This is a genomic window from Fulvivirga kasyanovii (assembly GCF_009711405.1).
GTDB lineage: Bacteria > Bacteroidota > Bacteroidia > Cytophagales > Cyclobacteriaceae > Fulvivirga > Fulvivirga kasyanovii.
This window is the reverse complement of sequence record NZ_SMLW01000378.1, coordinates 1-2,420: the sequence shown is the minus strand read 5'-3', so window position 1 is coordinate 2,420 and position 2,420 is coordinate 1. Positions and strand designations below refer to the sequence as shown.

Here is a 2,420-nt window from a genome sequence, read left to right as displayed (position 1 = left end):
TCTCTAATATTCAATCCTCTGCAATAAAACCAGTTCGGGCGGACGCCCTACTTCATTATGGGTCTAAGGATCGCTGCATTATTCCTTAGGCCGGATAGGGGCTATATCAGTTTAACATTTGATCCCACTACACTATCAGAATCTATAAGCCCAAAGAACATAAAGCGTTCTTCTTTGAGAATCCAACGAAACAAGTTTGGACATACCACTACCCATTTCATACCTTAGTTCCAGCAGGCTATTTGCACGCCTAATGCCTGCCCCAAAAAGAAATCCTTGTTCATGTTTTCTTACATCTTCTATTATTTCTCCGGATCGAGGATTACTAATCGTGTTAATTACCATCACGCCTTCTTGAGAGTTGGTTTCTTTTATTACCAATCCGTTGCTCATCCCTATATTGAAAAATGCATGAAGCTTAGCAAAGGGATACGTGTACCGCACCATATTATTTAAGCGTAAATACGATAAACCTAAGTCTATGGATGTTGAATATGAGTTGGCTTCATTATCATATCGCTCGTACTTTTCTGAAAATTTATATGAGGTGAATAGCAGTTCATTGTTTATAGACCATTTTTCATTATTCCTTTGAAGACCAAAGTCAATGAAAACACCCAGTGTAGGCCGTACCGAGTTCTTAAAGTCTGTATTGGTCAGTGCTTCAAATTCTTTACTCTCAAAGCTGATAGATGTAAGGCTTAAACCCGCCAAACTTCCAATATGAACTTTTGCTTTTTCTTTCTTTTTTTCGTAAGATGGATAGGATTGCACGCAGGAGTAATAGTAATTAAAAAGACCTGTCAGGCTTCCTTGCTTATATTGAAGATTAGAGAGTTGACTATCTATATTTTTACAGTCGTTCAGGTAGACTTTTAATTGGCCTGTAAATTTTTTATTCTCCATCTTAACTGACGGATAGCTTCCTTCTTTCAGAAATACCTTATAGACCAGCAATTCGAAATTCTTTCCATTTTTGATATAAAAGTTTACATTTCCTTTATCATTGACATTAGAATAGAGACTTTTACGTCCTTCAAAAATTGTCAATAAAAATGTGGTGTCGGTGCGAATATTAAGAGCAGGATCCTCAGTTAATTCATTTGCCCTAAAGGGACTTATCTCAGAATCAATTATGGCACTAACATATACCTCATTGTTTACCGCAAAACCATGTATATCCAAATACGAATAAACATCCACTTCACCAGCTTCTGATTTTTTGAAACTAATAGCGTCAGGGTTTTTCTTCCAATTTCTATAGTCAATTAGGCCGGTTATGGTATCATTATCAAGTGTAAATATCTTTCCGGGGATGTAATTTTTTTGGGCAAATACGGACTGAGCTGCTATCATTAGTAATAGCACTAAAATTTGTGGTTTGCAATTCATAAGTTGATGTATAAGATTAGTTTTGATTAATTGACAACAAAAATATTTTATTAAATGAAATAAAATAAATATTTTAATAATTATATATCTTCGGGCAGCATTATATTGTAGCCTGAGCCCTATTCAGGATTCGGTGGCTTATTCATGAAAAAAAGTCCTGCATCTCTGCAAGGCTTTGTATTTTTTAATTTATCACGGAAGTAAATTCCTATGTTTCTTCGTTTGCCGTGTCTCAGACACTATATTTCATTTACTAGTCCTTAGTCACCCTGCCTGAAGACTAAGGACAGATGGTGAGTCTGTTCTTCCCTCCATGTTCGAACGAAAAATAATTTCAGAAGCTTCTCTAATTATTGAATAAAATATCCTGATTAAATACCATTTTCGTTTCCCATGGAAAGAGGTTATCACTATTGGGCCATACACATTGTAACATTGGAAAGTTATCGCCATTATAATACCAAAGAGCCTTCCCGAAGTACTCTGCATACTTTGGTTTATCTACCAAACCAAAGTAACAGCTATATCCTTCTATATAATCTGCTGACTTCATATTTGCACCTACTCTTTTACCACTCTTTATATCTTCAACAATATGACTCAGGATCGAACAACTTATCTCTCGGGGCAAACCTGATATAACCAATTCGGGCACATTATATGTTCTATATAATCCGATTGTATAGGAAAATTGGTAGCTCTCACTTCCTTCAAACACACTAATAATGTGCCAGCCATAAGATTTTATATCACTGACTATTTTTTCTTCGCTTGTCATTTTTTACTTTTTTATTTACAAATAGGTCGTCCTCACTACTATTTGCCTAAAAGCCTTGCATTGCTTCAAAGGCTTCTATTTATATCAGCAAGTCCAGTTTTATGATTTCATCAAAGGTTATATTGCTTCTCAAGGATGTAAAGTCGGAAGCTTTGATCCTTGAGAAAAAATCCCTTTGCGCTCGTATTTCATTTTTCATGAATTCATCATTTTGAATTTTAAATTCAAATTCACTATCGTCGTAATTCAA

The 2,420-nt window shown here is 35.1% G+C and carries 2 protein-coding genes; both read right to left on the bottom strand.

Going from position 1 to position 2,420, the window contains the following annotated elements; translation table 11 throughout:
* Positions 1 to 135: 135 nt before the first annotated feature.
* Entirely contained in the window at positions 136 to 1,368 is a 1,233-nt protein-coding gene (locus E1163_RS31520; RefSeq protein WP_155169923.1) for a porin family protein, read from the bottom strand.
* Between the two features lie 370 nt (positions 1,369 to 1,738).
* A complete protein-coding gene (locus tag E1163_RS04435) occupies positions 1,739 to 2,170 on the bottom strand; it encodes a DUF4262 domain-containing protein (protein WP_155169921.1) in 432 nt (143 codons plus the stop codon).
* Positions 2,171 to 2,420: the final 250 nt, after the last annotated feature.

Coding starts and splice junctions, on each gene's coding strand:
- E1163_RS04435 (WP_155169921.1), bottom strand. CDS start 2,170: ATGACAAGCGAAGAAAAAATAGTCAGTGATATAAAATCTTATGGCTGG.